Source organism: uncultured Aliiroseovarius sp., assembly GCF_947492455.1.
Lineage (GTDB): Bacteria > Pseudomonadota > Alphaproteobacteria > Rhodobacterales > Rhodobacteraceae > Aliiroseovarius.
Window position 1 is genome coordinate 245971 of sequence record NZ_CANLNB010000004.1, and the last position, 16959, is coordinate 262929.

Genomic DNA, 16959 nt, shown 5'->3' on the forward strand with positions numbered 1-16959 from the left:
GCGCCTACGAAGGAAAGGCCAAGTCATGACGAAACCTGTGCCCCAGCCGGGGATCATGCAGATCAAGCCCTATGTCGGCGGTGCCTCGGGCATCGACGGGATGTCGAATGTGATCAAGCTCAGCTCGAACGAAAACCCGTTTGGGCCAAGCCCGCTTGCCGTTGAGGTATTTCAGAAGGCAGGTCATGCGCTTCATCGTTATCCGAACACCGATCACGCCAGCCTGCGGGCGGCGATTGGTGAACTGAACGGGCTGGACCCAGAGCGGATCATCTGTGGTGTCGGCTCGGACGAGATCATTACCTTTCTGTGCCAATGCTATAGCGGTCCCGAGACCGAGGTGATTTATACCGAGCACGGGTTCTCGATGTACAAAATCTCGGCCCTTGCGGCGGGTGCGACGCCGGTGATGGTGCCCGAACGCGAACGCATGGTCGACGTGGACGAAATTCTGAAGGCGGTGACGCCCAAGACCTCGCTGGTGTTCGTGACCAATCCGGGCAACCCGACGGGCACGATGGTCAGCCGGGCCGATCTGTCACGTTTGGCGCGCGAGCTGCCTGACGATGTGCTGATGGTCATCGACGGTGCCTATGCCGAGTATGTGGATGGTTTCGATGGCGGGGCTTCGCTGGTCGAGAAATTCCCGAACGTGGTCATGACGCGCACGTTCTCGAAGATGTATGGCCTTGGCGGGCTGCGCATTGGGTGGGGCTATGCCTCGGCCGAGGTGATCGGTGTTCTGAACCGTGTGCGTGGGCCATTCAACCTTTCGATGCCGCAGCTGGATGCTGCCGAGGCAGCGCTGGGCGACCGCGAACATGTGGAACGCTGCCTGCGCGAAAACACCCGCCTGCGCGCATGGCTTGCCGAAGCGCTGGCCGAACTGGGCGTGCCGTCGGATACCTCTTGCGCCAACTTCATTCTGGCGCGCTTTGCCGACGCGGACGAGGCGAACGCTTGTGATGACTTCCTGCAAAGCGAAGGCATCATCGTGCGCCGTGTCGCGGGCTATGGCCTGCCCAACTGCCTGCGCATCACCATCGGGGACGAGGCTTCGTGCCGCCGTGTTGCCCATATGATCGGACGTTTCAAAGGTGTCGTGCCTGCGTCGGATGACAGCAAATCCGAAGGGGGTGCATCATGAGCGTGATCTACCAACGTGTGGCCCTGATCGGCCTTGGCCTGATCGCGTCGTCGATGGCGCATGCCATGCGCCGCAGCGGCTTGGCGGGCGAGATTGTTGGCACCGCTCGGTCTGCTGAAACACGCGACATCGCCCGCGAGGTCGGATTTTGTGACCGCGTCGTAGACACCGCCGCCGAGGCCGCTGAAGGTGCAGACCTTGTGGTGCTGGCCGTGCCCGTAGGTGCGATGGGCCCCGTGGCGCAAGAGATCGGACCGGTTCTGAAAGCCGGCGCGACGGTCACGGATGTGGGCTCGGTCAAAGGTGCGGTCATCGAAGCCGTGTCGCCGCATCTGCCGGACAACGTCCATTTCATCCCCGGCCACCCGCTTGCTGGTACCGAACATAGCGGCCCGCGCTCGGGTTTTGCCGAACTTTACGACAACCGCTGGTGCATCCTTGTGCCGAACGGCGCGGATGAGGCTGCGACCCAGCGCCTGCGCGACCTCTGGGAAGGTATGGGCGCAAATGTCGACACGATGGATGCCGATCACCACGATCTGGTTCTGGCCGTCACAAGCCACGCGCCGCACCTGATCGCTTACACGATGGTAGGTGTCGCCGACGACCTAAGCCGCGTGACAGATACCGAGGTGATTAACTACTCGGCGGCGGGTTTCCGCGACTTTACGCGGATCGCCGCGTCCGACCCGACCATGTGGCGTGACGTGTTTTTGTCCAACAAAGACGCGACCTTAGAGATCCTTGGCCGCTTCACGGAAGAGTTGTTTGCCCTGCAACGTGCCATCCGGACGGGCGATGGGGACCACCTGTTTGACTATTTCACTCGCACCCGTGCGATCCGTCGTGGCATCATTGAGGCCGGACAGGATACGGACGCACCCGATTTCGGACGTTCGGTCAAACACGACTAGGTGTGCATAAGACGCGATCGCGGCGGCGCTTGCTGCCGCTGAAGGCTTAGCGGATCTTGATGATCGGGGCCGCGCCGATGGGGATCGGTCCAAGGAAGACCGCCCCACCGGACAGGCGCAGGGTCACGTCCAAAGTTTCCGAATTGCCCGACAGACCCGCCACGAACTGAAGTGCGCCGGTAACCGTGCTGACCAGCTCGGGTGCGATGGCGCCCGAGGCTTCGGCGATTTCGATCATCTTGCGCCAGTTCTTGGCCTTGATGGCGACTTCGCCCGTGGGAATGCCGCGCTCGTCCACGTCCACCGCGCCGACTGCTTTCAGCCCCAACTCGCCCCATGTGGCGTCCAGCTCGCTGATCTCGATCCGGGTGATCTGCGGACGTGCTGTTTCGACAGCATGCCGGTCCCACGGCCCGGTGAAATCGACGCTGGCTTTCAGCAGCGCGCGTTCAAACACCGGAGGCAGTAGGTTGCCATCTCCAAAACTCTGAACAAAGGACGAGGCTGGCAGCAGCCCGGTGGCCTCGAAATGTATGTCGTGCCGGTTTGGCGCGGCCGAGGATTTGCGCGTCGCGATCTGCCCGGCCTCAAGCCCGGCGGTCCAGCCCGCGTTGGACTGCATGGTCAGGTTCTCGATCACGATTGAACTGCGGTCCAGCGGAAGGTCGGGGGTGGGATCGAAGACCAGCGATCCTTTGAAACTGTCGGCTTGAAAACTGATGTTTTGCAGCGGCGACGACAGGATCTGCTGCCCCGGCCACACCGCGATCACGTGATTGGGCTGATAGGACAGCGCAAGGACCTTGAATTCATCCGCCCGCCACGCGAGGCCCGTTTCCGGATCGGCGAGCTCTAACCCCGTAAAGATCGTGTCGAACCGGTTGGGAAACCCTTGGGTCGAGATGTCCTCGGCCTGCGATACCCAGCCCTCGGCGCGGCGATCCTCGATCCAGGCAGTAAACGCGCTTTCGACGCCCTTTGCCCCGATAAACCAATATCCGGACCAAAGCCCCGCCAGAACCACTGCAATCACAACCAGCTTACGCATCTTCAATTCCCTTTTTGCACGATACATGCTTATAGGCGTGTGTACTGCGCGAAGGACAGAAGGGCGAGTGAAATGAGCAACGGCGATTTGTGGGTTTTCGGCTATGGGTCGCTGATGTGGAACCCGGGCTTTGACCATGACGAAGCGCTGGTCGCCACGCTGCCGGACTATCACCGCAGCTTCTGCATGCGTTCGATCCACCACCGCGGCACGGAAGACCATCCGGGGCTGGTGCTGGCGCTGGACGAACTGGCCGGTGCGCATTGTCAGGGGCTGGCCTTCCGCGCCCGTCCCGGCACCTATGATCAGACCATGGCCGATCTGCGCGAACGCGAGCTTGTATCCTCGGCCTATCTGGAAAAACGGCTGATGATCGACCTGCGCGATGGCCGCCGGGTCGAGGCCGTGACCTATGTGATTGACCCCGATCACGTGCAGTATTGCCAGATTGAACTGGACGAACAGGCCCGCATTATCTCGACCGCGGTTGGGGGCAGGGGGCCGAATACCGAGTACCTGTACAACACCGCCAGCCACCTGACCGAGCTGGGCATCGAAGACGAAGATTTGTCGTGGTTGTCACGCCAGGTCCGCGCGTTGACGGGCGGTTAAATTCTGCGGACAGAAAGCTTGGCAGAAAATAAAAACCTGCCTATCCTGACGCCAATAACAATGGCGACAAGGACTTACCCCGCATGGATCACCCGGATCGCGGGACGCTGACTGCGCCCAGAAGAAAAGGCATCGAGCCGTCTTTCACTCAACCCGTGCGTCAGATCTTTCTGATGCTGGTGGCCTTGGGCCTTGTGGGCTTTGGCACGTTCGTGGCGTTGCCGCATGTCTTGCCCGTGTTCATGGCGAACCTGTATCTGAACGGGTTCATCCTGTTTGTCTTCATCATCGGGCTCTTGGCCTGTTTCTGGCAGGTTTGGCAGGTTTTCGCCTCGGTCAGCTGGATCGAGGGCTTTGTTCAACAGCGCGAGGCACACGACCCCGATCGCGCCCCGCGTCTGCTGGCATCTCTGGCGGCGTTGATGCGGTCGAACCGGGGGACGCAGTTGCAAATTGGCGCGTCGTCGTCCCGCTCGATCCTTGACAGTATCGCCACTCGGATTGATGAAGCGCGCGACATCACGCGCTATATCGTCAACCTTCTGATTTTCCTTGGCCTTTTGGGCACGTTCTTTGGCCTTGCGACAACCGTGCCTGCGGTGGTCGAAACCATCCGCTCGCTTGCGCCGGGGGAAGGCGAAGGCGGGGTCGAGGTGTTCAATCGCCTGATGACCGGGCTGGAAGAGCAACTGGGCGGTATGGGCACGGCGTTCTCGTCCTCGCTTCTGGGGCTTGCCGGGTCGCTGGTTGTCGGATTGATGGAGCTGTTTGCGGGTCACGGCCAGAACCGCTTTTATCGCCAGCTGGAAGAGTGGCTGTCGACCATTACCAAGCTTAGCTATGCGTCGGGCGACAGTGAAGACGCGTCCGAGGCCGGGGCCTATCTGGGCATTCTGGCCGAGCAGATCGAAACCATGCAGACCATGTTTGTCCAAGCGGATGCGCAGCGCACGATGATGGATGAACGGCTTCGGTCGCTTGCGGACAATGTCGAAGCGTTGACAAGCCAGTTGGCGCAGGATGACGGACAGACCCAGGCGTTGATGCAGATCGCCGAAAGCCAAGAGGCCGTGCGCCAAATCCTCGAAGCGAACTCTGTCACCGACGAGGATCAAGTGGACGCCGAAAGCCGCATGCGCCTGCGCTCGATCGACGTGCAGATGCTGCGTATTTTGGAAGAAATGCAAGCCGGACGGCAGGAAAGTCTGGCCGATTTGCGCGGCGATCTGGCAACTTTGACCCATGTGATTCGCGTCGCCTCGGGTCAGGAGCAGGAATAAGCCATGGCGCTGACCCGCCGATCCACCCAACGCGTCAGCGGGTCCATCTGGCCCGGCTTCGTGGACGCCATGACCGCACTTTTGCTGGTGTTGATGTTCGTCCTGACCATCTTCATGATCGTGCAGTTCATCCTGCGCGAGACGATCTCGGGGCAGGCGAGCGAGCTGGACGAGCTGTCTGCGCAGGTGTCCGAATTGGCCGATGCGCTGGGGCTGGAGCGCAACCGGACCGAGGCCCTTCAGGGCGAGATCGGCACGTTGAATGCGACCCTGACCGAAGCGCGCTCGATATCCGACGCGCAGGCGGCATTAATTGCGCAGCTGACGACGCAGACAGAAAGCCAAGCGGCTGAGCTGGCTGCGCAGGCCGCGAAGATCACCAGTTTCGAAGCGCAGGTGGCCACGCTTCTGTCTGAACGGGACCGTGCGTTGGCCGAGGGTGAGGCGCTGAGTGCGACGGTGGAAGAACTTGAAACCGCCCGCACCAAATTGCTGAGCGAACAAGAGGCGTTGCAACTGGCCCTCGCCAAAGCGCGTGACGAGGTCGATGCCGGTGCCGAGGCCGCGCGCCTTGCTGCTGCCAAGCGCGAGGCGTTGGAGGCTTTGGTCGCTGATCTGGAAGTGAAGGTCACCGAAGGCCAGACAGCGCTGGATGAAGAAGAGGCCGGACGCTTGGCCGAGGCTGCGGCCGCCGAAGCCTTGCGCGAGCGGCTGCAGAACGCAGATACCGAACTGACCGCCATGACCTTGGCGCTCGAAGAAGAACGCAAGCGGGCCGAGGAAACGCTGACCTTGTTGGCCGCCTCCAAGGCGGCGGGTGTGGATCTGGACAAGCGCTTGGCGGCGGCGTTGTTGCAGCTTGAAGAACAGACCGCCGCCGGTGCGGATTCCGCTGAACTGCGCGACCGGCTTGAGGCCGAACTTGCGGCGCGCCTGAATGCTGAGCGGATCGCGACCGAGACACTGACCCAAGCCGAAGAGCGCGCACGTCTGCTGGCCGCCGCCAATCTGGCGCTGGCCGAGGAAGAAGCCGAAAGCGCGGAAAGCCAACGCAAGATCGCGTTGCTGAACGAGCAAGTCGCTGCTCTCCGGACGCAGTTGGGTGGGCTTCAGGCCATTCTGGACGAAGGCTCTGCCCGTGATCAGGCCGCACAGGTGCAGATCCAGAAATTGGGGTCCGAGCTGAACGCCGCCCTTGCGCGCGTCGCAGCCGAGGAACGTCGCCGCGCGGAACTGGAAGAGGCCGAACGCAAACGTCTGGAAGCCGAAGCCAAAGAGCTATCCGCCTATCGGTCGGAATTCTTCGGCAAACTGCGCGAGGTTCTGGGCAACCGCGAGGGCGTTCAAATCGTGGGCGACCGGTTCGTGTTCTCGTCCGAGGTGCTGTTCGAAAGCGCCCGCGCCGAGCTTCAGCCCGAAGGGCGGGCGCAAGTTGCGCGTGTGGCGTCGCTGCTCTCGGAAGTGGCGGGCGAGATTCCCAATGAGGTGGATTGGGTAATCCGCGTCGATGGGCACACGGACAACGTGCCGCTGTCCGGGCGCGGGGCGTATCGCAACAACTGGGAGCTCAGCCAGGCGCGTGCCCTGTCGGTGGTCGAATATATGATCGACGCGCTGGATTTCCCGCCGGATCGACTGGCCGCGACGGGCTTTGGTGAATACCGCCCGGTAAATCCAGCGGATACGCCCGAAGCGCGCGCCGAAAACCGCCGGATCGAGTTGAAGCTGACCGAACGCTAAGGCGCGATAGCCGCGAACAAGAAAATGCGCCGCTCCCGGGGGGCGGCGCATTGTATCAGTGCAGTACTCCAGCGGCCGTGTATCAATCGGCGGGCAGAAGCGGGGGCTTCTTGCGGCGGCCGATGCGCGGGGCTTTGGGCTCTTCGTAGCGAAGTTCCAGATTGCCAGCTTTGACGCCAACCTGCACCAAGCCACCTTTCGCCAGCTTGCCGAACAGGAGCTCTTCGGCCAGCGGCTTCTTGATGTGCTCTTGGATCACGCGGCCCAATGGGCGGGCGCCCATGCGATCGTCATAGCCCTTGTCGGCAATCCATTCGGCAGCGGCGCGGGTCAGTTCGATATGCACGCCGCGGTCCATCAGCTGGGCCTCAAGCTGCAGTACGAATTTTTCGACCACTTGCAGGATCACCTCTTTGCCCAGCGGCGCGAAGCTGATCACCGCGTCCAGACGGTTGCGGAACTCCGGCGTGAATGTGCGTTCGATGGCTGCGGTGTCTTCGCCCTCGCGACGGTCACGGCCAAAGCCGATCGCGGCCTTCGCCTGTTCCGAGGCGCCAGCGTTCGAGGTCATGATCAGAACCACGTTGCGGAAGCTGACGGTACGGCCGTTATGGTCGGTCAGTTCGCCATTATCCATCACCTGCAGCAGGATATTGTAGACGTCCGGGTGTGCTTTCTCGATCTCGTCCAGCAGCAGCACGCAATGCGGATGCTGGTCAACGCCATCGGTCAGAAGACCGCCCTGATCAAACCCGACATAGCCCGGAGGCGCACCAATCAGACGGCTGACGGCGTGTTTCTCCATATATTCGGACATGTCAAAGCGCAGAAGCTCGACGCCCAGGTTGTCGGCCAGTTGCTTGGCAACCTCGGTCTTGCCCACACCGGTGGGACCGGCGAACAGATAGTTGCCGATGGGCTTTTCAGGCTCACGCAGACCGGCACGCGCCAGTTTGATCGCCGAGGACAGCGCCTCGATCGCGGTGTCCTGACCGAACACGACGCGCTTCAGAGACTTCTCAAGGTCGCGCAGGGTTTCCGCGTCGTCCTTCGAGACGTTCTTCGGCGGGATGCGGGCGATCTTGGCCACGACAGCCTCGATTTCCCTGGTGCCGATTGTTTTCTTCCGCTTCGAGGCGATCAGCAAATGCTGGGCCGCGCCCGCTTCGTCGATCACATCGATGGCCTTGTCGGGCAGTTTGCGGTCGTTGACATAGCGGTCCGACAGCTCGACAGCCGATTTGATCGCATCGGCGGTGTATTTCACGCCGTGATGTTCCTCGAAATAGGGTTTCAGACCCTGCAGGATCTTCACTGCATCCTCGACTGTCGGCTCGTTCACGTCGATCTTTTGGAAACGGCGCGACAGGGCGCGGTCTTTTTCGAAATGTTGGCGGAATTCCTTGTAGGTGGTCGAGCCCATGCAGCGCAGCTTGCCGCCCTGAAGTGCAGGCTTCAGCAGGTTCGAGGCATCCATCGCTCCGCCCGAAGTCGCCCCGGCACCGATCACCGTGTGGATCTCGTCGATGAACAGCACCGCGTCGGGATGCTCCTCAAGCTCTTTCATCACAGCTTTCAGACGTTCCTCGAAATCACCGCGATAGCGGGTGCCCGCCAAAAGCGCGCCCATGTCGAGCGAGTAGATGGTGGTTTCCGACAGAATCTCGGGTGTTTCGCCCGCCACGATCTTGGTGGCCAGACCTTCCGCGATGGCGGTCTTGCCCACGCCGGGATCGCCCACCAGAAGCGGGTTGTTCTTGCGGCGGCGGCACAGAACCTGAATGCAGCGTTCAACTTCGTGGCCGCGGCCGATCAGCGGGTCAATGTCGCCCTCACGCGCCTTGGCGTTCAGATCGACGCAGTATTTCCCAAGTGCGCTATCATTTTCTTCGGCGGGCTGGGCGTCTTGCACATCCTCGTCATCGAAGTCCGGCGTGCCCGAAATCGGGCGCGCTTCGCCAAAGCCCGGCTCTTTCGCGACGCCGTGGGCGATGTAGTTCACCGCGTCATAGCGCGTCATGTCCTGTTCTTGCAGGAAGAAGGCCGCGTTCGATTCGCGTTCGGCGAAGATGGCGACCAGCACATTGGCGCCTGTCACTTCGGTCCGGCCCGAGCTTTGGACGTGGATCGCAGCGCGCTGGATCACGCGCTGGAACGCGGCGGTCGGGACCGCTTCGTTGCCTTCGATGTCGGTGATCAGGGTGGTGAGTTCTTCATCGATGAATTCGATCAGCACTTTGCGCAGCACGTCCAGATCGACCGAACACGCCTGCATCACCCGCGTCGCGTCTGGTTCGTCCAGAAGCGCGAGCAGCAGATGCTCAAGCGTTGCAAGCTCGTGCTTGCGGTCGTTTGCCAAAGCCAATGCCTGATGGATGGCTTCTTCGAGGGGTTTTGAAAAAGATGGCATGTTGCGCACTCCTCGTAAGTTCAGCGGTGGACATCGCTGGCGATTTCTTCGCCTTTTTACCGTTGCCTCATAGTATTAAGGTTCGGTTGTCCTTGCGTCGCTATCAAGACCCTTTTGGTCAATTTCTGCTCGCACAAGCGTGATTTCTTGAGATTTGCCTTAGAAATCGTCTTTCCTGGCGCGGATCTCGGCAAAGACCTCGGCGTCGGATGCGGTCTCTTTATGTAGGGCAGCTTTGACCGACGACAAGTGCGCGCGCAGAAATGGGTTGGTTTCCAGCTCGTCTGACAGAAGGGATGGGACGGTGGGCTGGCCCTCGGCGCGGGCGGCCTCGACCCGTTCGCGGCGGGCGCGTAGAGCGGCATTGTCCGGCTCGATGGTCAGCGCAAACGAGATATTGCCACCGGTATATTCATGGCCCGAGCAGATCAGCGTGTCGGCGGGCAGCGCCATCAGGCGTTGCAGGCTATCCCACATCTGTTCGGGGCGCCCTTCAAACAGGCGACCACAGCCCATCGCCATCAGGCTATCGCCGGTGAAGGCAGCCTTGGCGGCGGGGACATAGAACGCGATGTGGCCGATTGTGTGGCCGGGGACGTCCAGCACCTGAACCTCGTGGCCCGCAAAGTCGAAACTCGTCCCGGGGGTGAGCGCCTGATCCAGTGGGGGCAGGCGGTGCGCATCGGCCTCGGCTCCGATCACGCGGGCGCCGGTGGCGGCAACCAGATCGGCGACCCCGTCAATATGGTCCCAATGGTGATGGGTCAGCCAAATCTCGGACAGGGTCCAGCCGCGCTGTTCCAGTTCGCCTTCGATGGGCAGGGTCTCGGGCGCGTCGATCAGCGCAGTTTTCTCTGACTTGGCGTCATGCAGCAGAAATGCATAATTATCCGAAAGGCAGGGAATTGTGACAAGTTCGAGCATGTTGGTTCTCCGTGGTGGTGCAACAGTCTTGCCCAAACGGTCCTAAGCCTCAATACTGGTAATGCGCCCGAGGGATAAAAATGGCGGGAGAAAAACCACATTCGATCGCGCAAGAGCGCGGAGATGGCCGGATGTCTGCGCCATCTGCGGCCCGTAATTTGTTTCCGATTCTAGATGCCATGAAGCCCTTCGTGCCGAAGCACGGGGTCGCGTTGGAACTTGCCTCGGGCACGGGCGAGCATATCGTGGAATATGCCGGGCATTTTCCCGATGTGATTTGGCAACCGACCGATATCGACCCTGATCGCCTGAACAGCATCGACGCGTGGCGCGCCGAAAAAGGGGTCGAGAACATGCGCTTGGCGCAATGGCTGGATGCCAGTGCCCCATCGTGGCGCACGGGGCCGATGTCGATGATCGTAACCGTGAACCTGATGCACCTGATCGACGCGCCCACCGCGCGTGCCGTGATTGCGGGCGTCGCGCGCAATCTGGCCCCCGGTGCACATTGGTTCCTGTATGGTCCGTTCAGAACCGGAGGCGCATTTCGCAGTGAAGGGGACAAGAGTTTTCATGCGGCTCTGACAGATCATGACCCTCAGATCGGTTACAAGGATCTTGAGAAGGTCGAGGCGTGGGCGGCGGAAGCCGGGTTGCGCCGTGCCGATCTGATCGAGATGCCCGCGAACAATCTGGCCTTGGTTCTGCGCCGAGCCGCACACTGACCGCGCATTGAAGATGGGCATTCCAATTTATCAGCGTTCGGGTAGTCTCGGCACTGAACTGACAGGGGCCCGTTGACGCGTCATGCATCTTGATGTGCAGGATCTGAGGAACTTTTACTACCGCAGCATGTTGGGGCGCGCGGCGCAAAAGGCGATCCGTGACAAGGTGGTCAGCCTGTGGCCTGAAGCACAAACCAAGGGGCAAACTGTTGCGGGTTACGGATTCGCTGTGCCGTTGCTGCGCCCCTATCTGCCGACAGCGCGCCGGGTCGTCGGTTTGATGCCCGCGCCGCAGGGCGTGATGCCGTGGCCTGCCGGGATGCCCAATGTCTCGGTTCTGGTCGAGGACACTTTGTGGCCCTTGGATACGGGGGTCGTGGATCGGCTGGTGGTGATGCACGGGCTTGAGACGTCCGAGACGCCTAGCCAACTGCTTGAAGAATGCTATCGCGTACTTGGCCCCGGCGGGCGTGCCATGTTCATCGCTCCGAACCGGGCCGGTTTGTGGGCGCGGTCGGATGCGACACCGTTTGGGTACGGACGACCCTATTCGCTTGGGCAGCTCGAAGGTCAATTGCGCGAGCATGGCTTCAAGGTCGAACGGCACCTGTCCTCTTTATATCAACCGCCGTCAGGAAAGCGGTTCTGGCGCAAGACTGGTACCTTCTGGGAACGGGCCGGGCACCAGTTGCCAGTGATCCTTGCTGGCGGGGTCCTGATGGTCGAGGTGACCAAGCAGGTGCCCGCCCCGAAACGCCCGGGGCTAGCGCAGGCCGTGCGTCGACCGCTGAAGGTTTTGGAAGGGCTGGGCGTCCCCGAGCCCAGTACGCCGAGGCAAGGACGGCCTTAGGTATAGAATCAGTCCAGTGCCGACCTTGGAAATTTGGCTATCAGAACGCCAAACCACCTTTGATTCTTTCGTAAACGTTATTTCGGTATGCAAATGTATTCCGTTTTCAACGGCTCGAGTTTCGCCCCCTGATCCGCAAATTGTCCCTAGGGTTAAGGGGTATGCGCGGATTGGTGGCGAAATCTAACGAAACCTAAGCAGGAAATGTTGGCGATAAACCCGCGCAAGCCTGTTGCGAGGTGGGGTATTCCCTGCTACATGCGACGACGATTTAGATAGTGCGCGCGAAAGTGCGGCTTCTGTAGGCCGCCCCGGTTTGTCCAAACAAACCACAAAGGGGCATAGTACATCGGAAGGGTGGACGTGTCCGAACCAGTCTCGATCTCAACTGGCATTGCCCAACGTTATGCCACGGCCATCTTTGATTTGGCCAAAGAGGGCAAAGAACTGAAAGCAGTTGAAGCGGATGTTGCCGCTCTTGATGCTGCTCTCGCCGATAGCTCTGATCTTGTCGATCTGATCAACTCGCCGGTAGTTACCCGCGATGAACAGGCCGCCGTGATTGCAGCTGTCGCCAAGAAAATGAAACTTTCGTCAACGGTCGCAAACGCCCTGAGCTTGATGGCTCAGAAACGTCGTTTGTTCGTGCTGCCTCAGCTTCTGGACGCCATGCGCGCCCTGATCGCCGAGGATAAAGGTGAAATCACCGCAGAGGTGACTGCAGCCAAAGCCATGACCAAGGCGCAACAAGACAAACTTGCCAAGGCTTTGAAAGCCTCGACTGGCAAGGATGTAAAAATCAACCTGGCCGTTGATGAAGCTCTTATCGGTGGCCTGGTCGTGAAAGTGGGCTCGCAAATGATCGATACGTCGGTCAAGGCCAAGCTCGATGCACTTCAGAATTCCATGAAAGAGGTCGGATAATGGGTATCCAAGCAGCAGAAATTTCTGCGATCCTGAAGGACCAGATCAAGAACTTCGGCCAGGAAGCCGAAGTGGCCGAAGTTGGCCGCGTTCTGTCGGTCGGTGACGGTATTGCTCGTGTATACGGTCTGGACAATGTTCAGGCTGGTGAAATGGTCGAATTCCCCGGTGGTATCCGCGGGATGGCTCTGAACCTTGAAGCTGACAACGTTGGTGTTGTTATCTTCGGTTCCGACCGCGACATTAAAGAAGGCGACACTGTTAAGCGCACGAACTCGATCGTGGACGTTCCCGCTGGTGACGAGCTTCTGGGTCGTGTTGTTGACGGTCTGGGTAACCCGATCGACGGCAAAGGTCCGATCAAAACCAAAAAGCGCAACGTTGCTGACGTTAAAGCACCGGGCATCATCCCGCGTAAATCGGTTCACGAGCCGATGGCAACCGGCCTGAAATCGGTTGACGCTATGATCCCGATCGGCCGTGGCCAGCGCGAGCTGATCATTGGCGACCGTCAGACCGGTAAAACCGCCGTTGCTCTGGACGCGATCCTGAACCAGAAATCGTACAACGACGCCGCTGGCGACGACGAATCGAAAAAGCTGTACTGTGTGTACGTGGCCGTTGGTCAGAAGCGTTCGACCGTTGCGCAGCTGGTGAAGAAGCTGGAAGAAACCGGCGCGATTGAATACTCGATCGTTGTTGCTGCAACCGCTTCGGACCCCGCTCCGATGCAGTTCCTGGCACCCTATGCCGCAACCGCCATGGCCGAGCACTTCCGTGACAACGGCCGCCACGCCCTGATCATCTATGATGACCTGTCGAAACAGGCTGTTGCTTATCGTCAGATGTCGCTGCTGCTGCGCCGCCCGCCGGGCCGTGAAGCTTATCCGGGTGACGTTTTCTATCTTCACTCGCGCCTGCTGGAGCGTTCGGCAAAGCTGAACGAAGACTTCGGTGCCGGTTCGCTGACCGCTCTGCCGATCATCGAAACCCAGGGTGGCGACGTGTCGGCCTTTATTCCGACCAACGTGATCTCGATCACCGACGGCCAGATCTTCCTGGAAACCGAACTGTTCTACCAGGGTATCCGCCCCGCTGTGAACACCGGTCTGTCGGTATCGCGTGTTGGTTCGTCGGCACAGACCAAAGCCATGTCGTCGGTTGCCGGTCCGGTTAAACTGTCGCTGGCTCAGTACCGCGAAATGGCAGCATTTGCTCAGTTCGGCTCGGACCTCGACGCCGCAACCCAGCAGCTGCTGAACCGTGGTGCACGTCTGACCGAGCTGATGAAACAGTCGCAGTACTCGCCGCTGACCAACGCCGAAATCGTTTGCGTCATCTACGCAGGCACCAACGGCTATCTCGACAAGGTTGACGTGAAAGAAGTTGGCCGTTTCGAGGAAGGTCTGCTGAACCACCTGCGTCAGAAACACGCCGATCTTCTGGACGACATCACCAACAACGACCGTAAGGTTAAAGGTGAGCTGGAAGACAAGGTCAAAGCAGCGCTGGATGCGTTCGCCGCAGACTACGCATAAGGGGGCTCTGAACGATGCCCAACCTTAAGGACCTCAAAAATCGGATCGAAAGCGTCAAGTCGACGCGGAAGATCACGAAGGCCATGCAGATGGTGGCCGCCGCAAAACTGCGGCGGGCACAGGAAGCGGCCGAAGCAGGTCGTCCCTACGCAGAACGGTTCAACGCCGTTCTGGGTGGGCTGGCTGCTTCTTCGGGGGGTGATAGCGCTCCGAAACTGCTTTCGGGCACGGGTTCCGATCAAGTCCACATGCTTGTGGTCATGACCGCTGAACGCGGCCTGTGTGGTGGCTTCAACTCGTCCATCGTAAAGATGGCGCGTGCCAAGGCTGAAGAGCTGATCGCTTCGGGCAAGACGGTTAAAATCTTGACCGTCGGCAAGAAGGGTCGTGAACAGCTGAAGCGTGATTTCGCAGACAACATGGTTGACCATGTGGATCTGTCGGAAGTGCGCAACGTGGGTTACGACAACGCACAAGGCATCGCGAACGATCTGATCAACCGTTTCAACAACGGTGAGTACGACGTTGCGACGATCTTCTACAACAAGTTCGAAAGCGTGATCAGCCAGATCCCGACGACGCAACAGGTCATCCCGGCCAGCTTCGACGCCCCTGCAGAGGGCGCGGAAGAAGTGTCGACCGTGTATGACTATGAGCCGTCGGAAGAAGGCATTCTGGCAACGCTGCTGCCTTCGGGCGTGGCCACCCAGATCTTTACCGCTCTGTTGGAAAACGGCGCGTCCGAGCAAGGTGCGCGTATGTCCGCCATGGATAACGCAACCCGCAACGCTGGCGACATGATCGACAAGCTGACCATCGAGTTCAACCGCTCGCGTCAGGCCGTGATCACCAACGAACTTATCGAAATTATTTCGGGCGCCGAGGCGCTCTAAGAAATCGGAGAAACGACAATGGCAAATGCAAAAGGTAAGATCACCCAGGTGATCGGCGCCGTTGTAGACGTTCAGTTCGAGGACCACCTCCCCGAGATCCTGAACGCACTCAACACCGACAACAATGGCAACAAACTGGTTCTGGAAGTCTCCCAGCACCTTGGTGAAAACACCGTTCGTTGTATCGCTATGGACGCGACCGAAGGTCTGGTTCGCGGCGCAGCCGTGGAAGACACTGGCGCACCGATCTCGATCCCGGTTGGCAACGCCACCCTGGGCCGCATCCTGAACGTTGTGGGCGAGCCCGTGGACGAAAAAGGTCCGGTCGTCGCGACCGAGACCCGCGCCATCCACCAGCCCGCACCGGAATTTGACGAACAGGCAACTGAATCGGAAGTTCTGGTAACCGGCATTAAGGTTATCGACCTGCTGGCCCCCTACTCGAAGGGTGGTAAGATTGGTCTGTTCGGCGGCGCCGGCGTTGGCAAAACCGTTCTGATCATGGAACTGATCAACAACATCGCAAAAGTGCACTCGGGTTACTCGGTGTTCGCAGGTGTTGGTGAACGTACCCGTGAAGGTAACGACCTTTATTGGGAGATGATCGAATCCAACGTTATTAAGCCCGACAACCTGGAAGAATCGCAGGTTGCTCTGGTGTACGGCCAGATGAACGAACCTCCCGGAGCACGTGCTCGTGTTGCTCTGACCGGCCTGACCCTGGCCGAGCAGTTCCGCGACCAGTCGGGTACCGACGTTCTGTTCTTCGTGGACAACATCTTCCGCTTTACGCAGGCTGGTTCGGAAGTTTCGGCTCTGCTGGGTCGTATTCCTTCGGCGGTGGGCTATCAGCCGACCCTAGCCACCGACATGGGTGCCATGCAGGAACGCATTACCTCGACCAAAGCCGGTTCGATTACCTCGATCCAGGCCGTATATGTTCCCGCGGATGACCTTACCGACCCCGCACCTGCAACCACCTTTGCTCACTTGGACGCAACCACCGTTCTGTCGCGTGCGATCTCGGAACTGGGTATCTACCCGGCCGTTGACCCGCTCGACTCGTCGTCGCGTATCCTTGACCCGCAGATCGTGGGTGAAGAGCACTATCAGGTTGCCCGTGACGTTCAGAACATCCTTCAGCGCTACAAGTCGCTGCAGGACATCATCGCCATCCTTGGCATGGACGAACTGTCGGAAGAAGACAAACTGACCGTTGCTCGCGCTCGTAAAATCCAGCGTTTCCTGTCGCAGCCGTTCGACGTTGCGAAAGTGTTCACCGGCTCGGACGGTGTTCAGGTTCAGCTGGAAGACACGATCAGCTCGTTCAAAGCGGTTGTTGCTGGCGAATACGACCACCTGCCCGAAGGCGCCTTCTACATGGTTGGCGGCATCGAGGAAGTGATCGCCAAAGCCGAAAAAATGGCGGCAGACGCTGCTTAAGCTGAACCGCTGAAGGAGGGCCTCTGATGGCTGATACGATGCAATTCGACCTGGTGTCGCCCGAACGGAGCCTCGCTTCGCTTCAGGCGACTGCGGTCCAGCTGCCGGGTGCCGACGGTGACCTGACGGCGATGCCGAACCACGCACCGACGATCACGACGCTGCGTCCCGGTATCGTTCGCGTCGAGTCCCCCGAAGGCAATGCCGAGTTCGCAGTCACTGGCGGTTTCGCCGAAGTGACCGCCAACGGCACCTCGGTTCTGGCTGAACGTGCCCTGCCTGTTTCGGAAGTGACACAGGACGTTCTTGATGGCTTCGTTTCGGATGCGGCTGCCGCATCGGAAAATGCAACCGCCGAGAACTTGGACGAACTGGCCAAACGCACGGTAGATATCGCTGCTATGGCAAGTGAACTGGGTCTGTCCGTGAAAGGCTAAGCCCACGGAACATGAGTATTGAAAAGCCCCGCCGGTTCAGGCGGGGCTTTTTGTTTGTCTGGAGAAGGGATCTC

Annotated in this window: 15 protein-coding genes; 12 read left to right on the forward strand and 3 right to left on the reverse strand. The window is 59.9% G+C overall.

All coding sequences use genetic code 11. The features are described 5' to 3' along the window. Window positions 1-25: 25 nt before the first annotated feature. Window positions 26-1147 carry a histidinol-phosphate transaminase gene (gene hisC / locus Q0677_RS11135; protein WP_298909713.1) on the forward strand — a complete coding sequence of 374 codons (1122 nt, stop codon included), beginning with the start codon at window positions 26-28 and terminating at the stop codon, window positions 1145-1147. Next, window positions 1141-2061 (forward strand): prephenate/arogenate dehydrogenase family protein, encoded by a 921-nt coding sequence (locus tag Q0677_RS11140; RefSeq protein ID WP_298910453.1) that lies wholly within the window; start codon window positions 1141-1143, stop codon window positions 2059-2061. Before hisC ends, Q0677_RS11140 begins: the two co-directional genes overlap by 7 nt. Before the next feature lie 46 nt (window positions 2062-2107). On the opposite strand, the gene Q0677_RS11145 is transcribed toward Q0677_RS11140, so the two are convergent. Further along, window positions 2108-3109, reverse strand: coding sequence for a DUF2125 domain-containing protein (locus tag Q0677_RS11145; RefSeq protein WP_298909715.1), 1002 nt, complete (start codon window positions 3107-3109; stop codon window positions 2108-2110). A gap of 72 nt (window positions 3110-3181) precedes the next feature. Here Q0677_RS11145 and Q0677_RS11150 point away from each other — a divergent pair, with 72 nt between their 5' ends. The 3 genes from Q0677_RS11150 (at window position 3182) to Q0677_RS11160 (ending at window position 6741) form a co-directional block, all read left to right on the forward strand. Next, window positions 3182-3721 (forward strand): gamma-glutamylcyclotransferase, encoded by a 540-nt coding sequence (locus Q0677_RS11150; protein ID WP_298561224.1) that lies wholly within the window; start codon window positions 3182-3184, stop codon window positions 3719-3721. 83 nt (window positions 3722-3804) lie between these two features. Further along, complete coding sequence (locus Q0677_RS11155; protein WP_298909718.1) at window positions 3805-5001, forward strand: biopolymer transporter ExbB; 1197 nt, start codon at window positions 3805-3807, stop codon at window positions 4999-5001. A gap of 3 nt (window positions 5002-5004) precedes the next feature. Then, the gene (locus Q0677_RS11160; protein WP_298909720.1) at window positions 5005-6741 is read left to right on the forward strand and encodes a peptidoglycan -binding protein; all 1737 of its coding nucleotides are present in this window, start codon (window positions 5005-5007) and stop codon (window positions 6739-6741) included. A gap of 82 nt (window positions 6742-6823) precedes the next feature. Here Q0677_RS11160 and clpA read toward each other — a convergent pair whose 3' ends face one another. Together clpA and gloB are read right to left on the reverse strand one after the other, a co-directional pair. After that, a complete protein-coding gene (gene clpA / locus Q0677_RS11165; RefSeq protein ID WP_298909722.1) occupies window positions 6824-9151 on the reverse strand; it encodes an ATP-dependent Clp protease ATP-binding subunit ClpA in 2328 nt (775 codons plus the stop codon). 159 nt (window positions 9152-9310) lie between these two features. Continuing rightward, a complete protein-coding gene (gloB, locus tag Q0677_RS11170) occupies window positions 9311-10075 on the reverse strand; it encodes a hydroxyacylglutathione hydrolase (protein ID WP_298909723.1) in 765 nt (254 codons plus the stop codon). Between the two features lie 131 nt (window positions 10076-10206). Between gloB and Q0677_RS11175 the strand changes: the two genes are divergently transcribed. The 7 genes from Q0677_RS11175 to Q0677_RS11205 all read left to right on the forward strand — a co-directional run bounded on the left by Q0677_RS11175 (window position 10207) and on the right by Q0677_RS11205 (window position 16885). Then, window positions 10207-10800 carry a DUF938 domain-containing protein gene (locus Q0677_RS11175; RefSeq protein ID WP_298909725.1) on the forward strand — a complete coding sequence of 198 codons (594 nt, stop codon included), beginning with the start codon at window positions 10207-10209 and terminating at the stop codon, window positions 10798-10800. An 82-nt stretch (window positions 10801-10882) separates the two neighbouring features. After that, entirely contained in the window at window positions 10883-11650 is a 768-nt protein-coding gene (locus Q0677_RS11180) for a methyltransferase domain-containing protein (RefSeq protein ID WP_298909727.1), read from the forward strand. Between the two features lie 363 nt (window positions 11651-12013). After that, window positions 12014-12574, forward strand: a complete 561-nt coding sequence (locus tag Q0677_RS11185; protein ID WP_133485616.1) for a F0F1 ATP synthase subunit delta — start codon at window positions 12014-12016, stop codon at window positions 12572-12574. Beyond that, window positions 12574-14112 (forward strand): F0F1 ATP synthase subunit alpha, encoded by a 1539-nt coding sequence (gene atpA, locus Q0677_RS11190; RefSeq protein ID WP_133485619.1) that lies wholly within the window; start codon window positions 12574-12576, stop codon window positions 14110-14112. Before Q0677_RS11185 ends, atpA begins: the two co-directional genes overlap by 1 nt. A gap of 14 nt (window positions 14113-14126) precedes the next feature. After that, the gene (locus Q0677_RS11195; RefSeq protein ID WP_133485621.1) at window positions 14127-15005 is read left to right on the forward strand and encodes a F0F1 ATP synthase subunit gamma; all 879 of its coding nucleotides are present in this window, start codon (window positions 14127-14129) and stop codon (window positions 15003-15005) included. 18 nt (window positions 15006-15023) lie between these two features. Next, window positions 15024-16448: a F0F1 ATP synthase subunit beta gene (gene atpD / locus Q0677_RS11200; protein WP_133485623.1), complete on the forward strand. Its 1425-nt coding sequence runs from the start codon at window positions 15024-15026 to the stop codon at window positions 16446-16448. Between the two features lie 26 nt (window positions 16449-16474). After that, a complete protein-coding gene (locus Q0677_RS11205) occupies window positions 16475-16885 on the forward strand; it encodes a F0F1 ATP synthase subunit epsilon (RefSeq protein WP_133485625.1) in 411 nt (136 codons plus the stop codon). The last annotated feature ends 74 nt before the right edge of the window (window positions 16886-16959 follow it).